Source organism: Candidatus Arsenophonus phytopathogenicus (assembly GCF_056113345.1).
The window spans coordinates 41,778-48,167 of the sequence record NZ_JBUIOB010000016.1 but is presented as its reverse complement, the minus strand read 5'-3'; the positions used below and the strand labels follow the sequence as shown (position 1 = coordinate 48,167).

The following is a 6,390-nucleotide window of genomic DNA, read 5'->3' as shown; positions in this document are numbered from 1 at the left end:
ATGCCTAAAAATACTGGCCAATTGGGATAATCTCCATGGCATTACCGAACGTCGTGAATTTGCCTTGTCATTATTGCGTGAATTGCCTACCCCCGCAGAAGCCAAACCGATTGATTTTAAGGCACTTCGCAGTGAGGCGTCGGCCTGCATTACTCAACTGGTCAAAGGCGGATATCGTAATGAAGCGCTGGATATCCTCGCCTCATTTAACGCTAAAAAGATGGGTGACGTTACTGATGACAATCTGGTTCAGTTTATCGAGAAAGCCCAACGCGTTTTAGCTGATGATAATGCCGAGGGTAGCGATGGCTGAGCATGCAAAACTTGCCCCCTCCTCAGCGCATAGGTGGATAAGATGTAGCGCCAGTCTCGCAGTGGAAGCCACCGTACCCAATAAAACATCGTCGTTTGCGGAAGAAGGCACCGCAGCGCATGCGTTAGCGGAAAGTATCTTAACAATGCGTCAAAACCCGTTTAGTGACGGGCGTAGACGAACATCTGGCTTTGATGCAAAGGATTATATCGGCACGTATCCCTTGTTGAAAGCCAACTCGCCACCAGTGGATGAGGAGATGATTGAGCACGTCCAGACCTATGTTGATACTGTCTGGAGGCTTGCGGACGGGAAAATCTTACAGGTTGAAGAACGGGTGGATTTTTCAGCGGTCATTGGCGTAGAGAATTCGTTTGGTACCGCGGATGCGATTATTGTCAGTGAGGATGAGCTACAAATCCATGACCTGAAATACGGTAAAGGCGTTAAAGTGGATGCCCCGAACAATGAGCAGCTCATGCTTTATGCGCTCGGGGCGTTACATCAGTTTGACCTTGTTTATGATTTTAACACGGTTCGGCTTTTTATCCATCAACCCCGCCTTAACCATCTGTCTGAATGGGCGCTATCAGTTGACGAATTAAAAGACTTTGGTGACCTGGCTAGATTGCGGGCGCAAAAAGCCATGGAGATGGCAACCCTCGCTGAGCGCAACGGGCTTGATGCCCTACCGGATAATGCGTTTTCACCAGGTATCAAGCAATGCCAGTTCTGCAAAGCAAAAGGCGGATTGTGTTTTGCCCAGGCGCAGTTTGTCCATAATGAAGTCAAAGGTGATTTTGTCGATTTAACCCAGCCTTTAGCCCCTCAATTAAGCGATGTGCCAAAACGCATTACGTTACTTACCCCTGAGCAAATGGCAGCGCTCTACCCGCATGTCGATTTGATAGAGAGTTTTTGCAAAGCCCTGCGAAATCGGGTCGCTGAGGCATTACATAGCGGGCAATCGGTACCGGGCTTTAAACTGGTGACTGGCAAACAGGGAAATCGCACATGGGGTGATGAACGTGAAGCCGAAACGCTGTTGAAAAACGCCAAAATTAAGCAGGAGCAAATCTACCACAAAAAAATTATCAGTCCACGACAGGCTGAGAAACTACTTAAACAAGACAAACCGAGTCGCTGGGCAAAACTGGAAGCGCTTATTGTGCGAGCAGACGAGTAAACCCGTTATCGCACCCGAGTCTGACCCACGACCTGCCCTTGTTATTAATACCCCCCTGAACGACTTTGACGATGTGACCGAAGCGTCACTTGTTGACAAATCCATCTAATTAAAAGGTAACGTTATGAAAATTAAATTAAGCAACGTACGTCTGGCTTTTCCTGAGTTGTTTGAACCTACACAAGTCAGTGGTCAGGGCGCCTTCAAATACCGCAGCAAATTTCCTTATCGCCAAAAGTCGTACGGACCTGATTGAGGAAATCAAAACGGGGATTAAGGCCGTCATTAAGGAAAAATGGGGAGCCAAAGAGGTAGAAAAAATTTATAACAGCATCTGCCACTCCAACAACCGTTTTTGCTTTCGCGACGGAGACAATAAGGAATACGACGGCTATGCCGGAAATATGTACATTACCGCCAGTAACAAAGATCGGCCGCTAGTCATTGACGTAAATCGCACACCACTCACCGCACAGGACGGTCGCCCCTACTCAGGCTGCTACGTTAACGCCACCATTGAGTTTTACGCCTATGACAATAACGGTAAAGGCGTCTCCGTCTCATTAAGAGGCGTTCAGTTTTTCCGTGATGGTGATGCGTTTAGCGGTGGAAGTGTAGCTCCGTTGACGAGTTTGACGACCTGAGCATGGCTGAGGAAGAAGAGTTATTGGCAAGTTAAACACCAGGGAACTACCGCCGCCTGAGGTAGTGAAATAATCAGGCACCACGTTAAATTCATTAAGGAGAATTAAACATGAAATTAGATAATATGACTGAAGTCCTTACGCTCACTAATCCCGATAACAACAGCCATTATTTGCTTAACCTGGAGCAACCCGTTAATGCCGATGAGGAAACCAGAACATTAATCAATATGATTCAACTACTGGCAGAAGAAAACCAGTACCTGAGAAAAGAGAATAAGCGATTGGCAAAAAGCCATTGGTAAAATGGTGGGCTATGCAGGACTCGAACCTGTGACCGATGTATTAAGTCCTCTGGGCTACCAACTGAGCTAATAACCCATGATAGTAATTTATAACAATCCCTTTAACAAAAATGGTGGAAAGTAATTATCAAAACCTTCAGCGATACCATAATCTCTCAGTTGTTTTCGGGTGTAAATATCAATCTTTTTATATATCTGTTGTATTATTTGCTCTACAACACAAGAATAGGTACCTAACCGCAATGCGATTTCTTGATTACTCATAAGTTTCATCGCGAAAAATAGCACATTAAGTTCTTCAGTCGTAAATAAATTATTCGGTGGATGATTTGTTAAAAAAGAAGGCGTGGTTGGGTTTTTAAAGAAATGTTCTGATAGTAATCGAGGGGATATTTTTCGTCCATGACAGATAGTTCCAGCGATTTTATTCTGGGTGTAGTAAGGAAACTTTTTAACAAAAACAGATTGTAATGTTCGCTCTTTTTCTGCTAGATGTGTAACAATAAAAAATATGGATTTATCAGATTGAACAACAATTTGTTCATATTCAACAGTTGTGTCCGCATATTCACACCATGACACAGGGCATTCAAAGGTTCGTCTTCCTTCGATGTTAAAATTTACTGACAAACAAGAACTAGTAAGCAGCGCTTTATTAGCATAGACAAAACATGACTCAGTATCTTTTATGTCCCAAATATCTTCTTGTTTCTCCATAAACGAAATCAAATGGCTTGTTAGTACATCGCTAGTTTTCATAAATATCCCTATTACAATTTAATTTTTATAATTAAGCTTAGTTTTTTATAAAAAAAAACAAAAATAAATACCGCTTTTTATTAAAGCATCTCGTGTACTGACAACTCCTGATACGAAGGTAAACTGACCCACTTCCTAGAACGTCACTAATTAATCTTAACGCCCCTTTTTATAGGGGCAATCATTCATCAATTTAAGTATTGAGGCATTTTTATATGCAAAATTTACTATTTTGCGATTTAGAAACATACAGCGATATACCGATTAATTGTGGCACACATCGCTATGCTGAAAATGCAGAAATATTACTTTTTGCGTATGCGGACAATCATGGCCCTGTCAAGGTTTGGGATGTGACTGAAGATAAAACGATGCCAAAGGATTTAAAAGCCTATCTTGATGACTCTGCGATTTTAACTGTCTGGCATAATGGGGGGATGTTTGATACGGTAATTTTAAAACACGTGTTAAATATCGATTTACCCTTATCCCGCATTCACGACACCCTGGTGCAAGCACTGGCGCATGGCTTACCCGGTGCACTAGGTTCGCTTTGCGATATTTTCAAAATCAATAACGATAAAGCCAAAGATAAAGAAGGTAAAGCGCTCATACAGTTATTTTGCAAACCGCGTCCTAAGAATAGCAAAATACAACGCGCTACGGCGTTAACACATTTCGAAGAATGGCAGCGGTTTAAAACGTACGCAGGTTCAGATATTTTAGCCATGCGCGAGATTTACCAACATTTACCGCGTTGGAATATGAATGCTGATGAAACCCAACTATGGCAGTTAGACCAAAAGATTAATCGCCGTGGAATGGGTATGGACGTTGAACTGGCGAAAAGCGCCTTGACCGCGGTTGAAAACGAGCAAAAAAGGTTATCAACCGTCACCCGACAATTGACAGATAATGCCGTGCAAACCGCAACACAACGCGATGCACTGCTACAGCATATCGTTTCGGCATTTGGCATCACATTACCGGATATGCAAGCCAGCACGCTACAGCGACGCATTAATGACCCTGATATTCCACCTGCTTTACGCGAACTACTATCAGTCCGTCTGCAATCGTGTACAACCAGCACCAGTAAATATAAGGCGCTGTTAAAATCGGTAAGCGCAGATGGACGACTTCGAGGGACAAAACAATTCTGCGGTGCCTCACGCACTGGACGTTGGGCGGGGCGGATTTTTCAACCGGATAATCTCCCCAGACCCACGCTTGACCCAAGCACCATTAATGACGGGATTGAAGCGTTAAAAGCCGGTTGCGCCGAGCTGATTTGTGATGACATTATGCAACTGACCAGTTCTGCACTTAGAGGATGTATTATTGCCCCACCCGGTAAGAAGCTGGTTATCTCCGATTTATCAAATATTGAAGGCCGCATGCTAGCATGGCTGGCAGGGGAAAACTGGAAAGTCAACGCTTTTAGCGAATTTGATAACGGCAAGGGCGATGACCTCTATAAACTCGCCTATGCGCGCGCATTTAATTTTTTACCTGAGAACGTCACTAAAGCTCAACGACAAATCGGTAAGGTGATGGAACTCGGCTTAGGCTATGGCGGTGGCGTTGCGGCATTTCTGACGTTCGCCCTCGCCTACGGTCTGGATTTAGATGAACTGGCGGAAGCCGCATTACCTAACATACCGCCTAACGTTAAGCGAGAGGCGATGCGCTGGTATCAAAAATCCGTTGAAACGGATAAAACTTATGGCCTCAGCGAAAAGGTCTTTATTACCTGCGATTCCCTTAAGCGCATGTGGCGCAATGCCCATCCGCAAACCGTATCATTCTGGTACGACATTGAAGAGGCAGTAAAACAGGCCATTCAGGCACCGGGGAAAGCGTTTAAGTGCCGTAAACTTAGCGTCCGGCGCGATAAAGGCTGGCTCAGGATTTGTCTACCATCAGGTCGTAGTCTTTGCTACCCTTCTGCGCGAACAGAGAATGGACAAATTACCTATATGGGGACTAACCCCTACAACCGTAAATGGGAACGGTTAAAAACCTATGGCGGTAAAATCACCGAAAATATCTGTCAGGCCGCCGCACGGGATGTATTAGCCTATAGCATACTGCCTATTGAAAAGGCAGGTTATGCGATTGTCTTAACCGTCCATGATGAAATTATCAGCGAAGCGCCGGATACCCCACAATTTTCCGCCGAGGGGTTAAGCACACTGTTAAGTCTTAATCCGGACTGGGCTTTCGATTTACCGCTTAGTGCAGCCGGCTTTGAGACTTATCGCTATCGCAAGGAATAAACTAACACACAGGATAAAATAAACATCATGGCCTTTATGAAAAACGACAGCCCACTTTATTTCAAGGCGGCGCAGGATGCAGTTCACCTTGAGCAGTCAGGGCAATACCATGAAGCCGCGCGCGCATGGTCGCAGGCAAATCGGCTGGCGCGCAATCGCAATAACCGTATCTGGAGTGAGAACCGCGCCGATTTTTGCCTGATGCAAATAAAAAGGGAACATATTAAAAGGATGTATCCATGCGGTTAATCAGGGAAGAGAGTATCGAAAAACATTTGGTGCGTGAAGTGCAAAAAATCGGCGGCATTGCCTATAAATTTGTTTCACCAGGGCGACGAGGCGTACCTGACCGATTAGTCGCCCTGCCCAATGGCAACATTATTTTTGTGGAGTGCAAAGCACCGGGCGAAAAACCTACCCCCTACCAATTACGCGAACACGCACGGCTTTTTGCCCTTGGCCATCAGGTCATCGTACTGGACAGCCAGGATTTAGGCAGCATATTGCCCGCTGAGGAACTACAGGACGGTTTTTAAACCAGTTTTATGATTAGGGTGACAATCGTTGCCGCAGCACCAACAATAGCTAACATGACACCGCTTAGTTTTATCAGAAGGCTATTGGTTAACCCTTCAACATCTTTACGGACTAGTGATATCTGTGAGTCTATCTTGACATCAAGCTTATCAAATCTGCCGTCTATTTCTTTACGAACATCATCTAAATCGCGTTTAGTCGCTACATCCGCAACTTCGTGTGACTTACGCACAGCAATAGAAATTGCTTTTGCCTGCTCTTTTGGCAAACCTGCATTCTCTAATGTTTCGACAAATTCTTGTGTATCAAATGCAACCTGGCCCATAGCGAATCCTCCTGTTTTGGTAAGTATAACGGGTTTCGGGCT

General features: G+C 44.7%; 6 protein-coding genes and 3 pseudogenes. 7 read left to right on the top strand and 2 right to left on the bottom strand.

Going from position 1 to position 6,390, the window contains the following annotated elements; genetic code table 11:
* From AC01GB_RS03205 to AC01GB_RS03190, 4 genes and pseudogenes are all read left to right on the top strand, one after another.
* Window positions 1-313 (top strand): annotated as a pseudogene (locus AC01GB_RS03205) (hypothetical protein); the annotation flags it as partial.
* Window positions 285-1,608: pseudogene (locus AC01GB_RS03200) on the top strand (DUF2800 domain-containing protein). The pseudogenes AC01GB_RS03205 and AC01GB_RS03200, both read left to right, overlap by 29 nt.
* A gap of 15 nt (window positions 1,609-1,623) precedes the next feature.
* Window positions 1,624-2,178: pseudogene (locus AC01GB_RS03195) on the top strand (DUF2815 family protein).
* Between the two features lie 75 nt (window positions 2,179-2,253).
* The gene (locus AC01GB_RS03190; RefSeq protein WP_474450395.1) at window positions 2,254-2,448 is read left to right on the top strand and encodes a hypothetical protein; all 195 of its coding nucleotides are present in this window, start codon (window positions 2,254-2,256) and stop codon (window positions 2,446-2,448) included.
* Window positions 2,449-2,535: 87 nt separating this feature from the next.
* Here the strand turns inward: AC01GB_RS03190 and AC01GB_RS03185 are convergent, their stop codons facing one another.
* Complete coding sequence (locus tag AC01GB_RS03185) at window positions 2,536-3,207, bottom strand: helix-turn-helix transcriptional regulator (RefSeq protein ID WP_474450393.1); 672 nt, start codon at window positions 3,205-3,207, stop codon at window positions 2,536-2,538.
* Between the two features lie 215 nt (window positions 3,208-3,422).
* Between AC01GB_RS03185 and AC01GB_RS03180 the strand changes: the two genes are divergently transcribed.
* From AC01GB_RS03180 to AC01GB_RS03170, 3 genes are read left to right on the top strand one after another with little or no spacing between them, the layout of a single operon-like run.
* Window positions 3,423-5,486: a DNA polymerase gene (locus tag AC01GB_RS03180; protein ID WP_474450390.1), complete on the top strand. Its 2,064-nt coding sequence runs from the start codon at window positions 3,423-3,425 to the stop codon at window positions 5,484-5,486.
* 27 nt (window positions 5,487-5,513) lie between these two features.
* On the top strand, window positions 5,514-5,735 hold the full coding sequence (locus AC01GB_RS03175; RefSeq protein ID WP_474450388.1) for an ANR family transcriptional regulator: 222 nt from the start codon (window positions 5,514-5,516) through the stop codon (window positions 5,733-5,735).
* Window positions 5,726-6,022 carry a PDDEXK family nuclease gene (locus AC01GB_RS03170; protein ID WP_474450386.1) on the top strand — a complete coding sequence of 99 codons (297 nt, stop codon included), beginning with the start codon at window positions 5,726-5,728 and terminating at the stop codon, window positions 6,020-6,022. Before AC01GB_RS03175 ends, AC01GB_RS03170 begins: the two co-directional genes overlap by 10 nt.
* Here the strand turns inward: AC01GB_RS03170 and AC01GB_RS03165 are convergent.
* Window positions 6,019-6,348: a CCDC90 family protein gene (locus AC01GB_RS03165; RefSeq protein WP_474450383.1), complete on the bottom strand. Its 330-nt coding sequence runs from the start codon at window positions 6,346-6,348 to the stop codon at window positions 6,019-6,021. The genes AC01GB_RS03170 and AC01GB_RS03165 overlap by 4 nt on opposite strands.
* Window positions 6,349-6,390 lie beyond the last annotated feature (42 nt).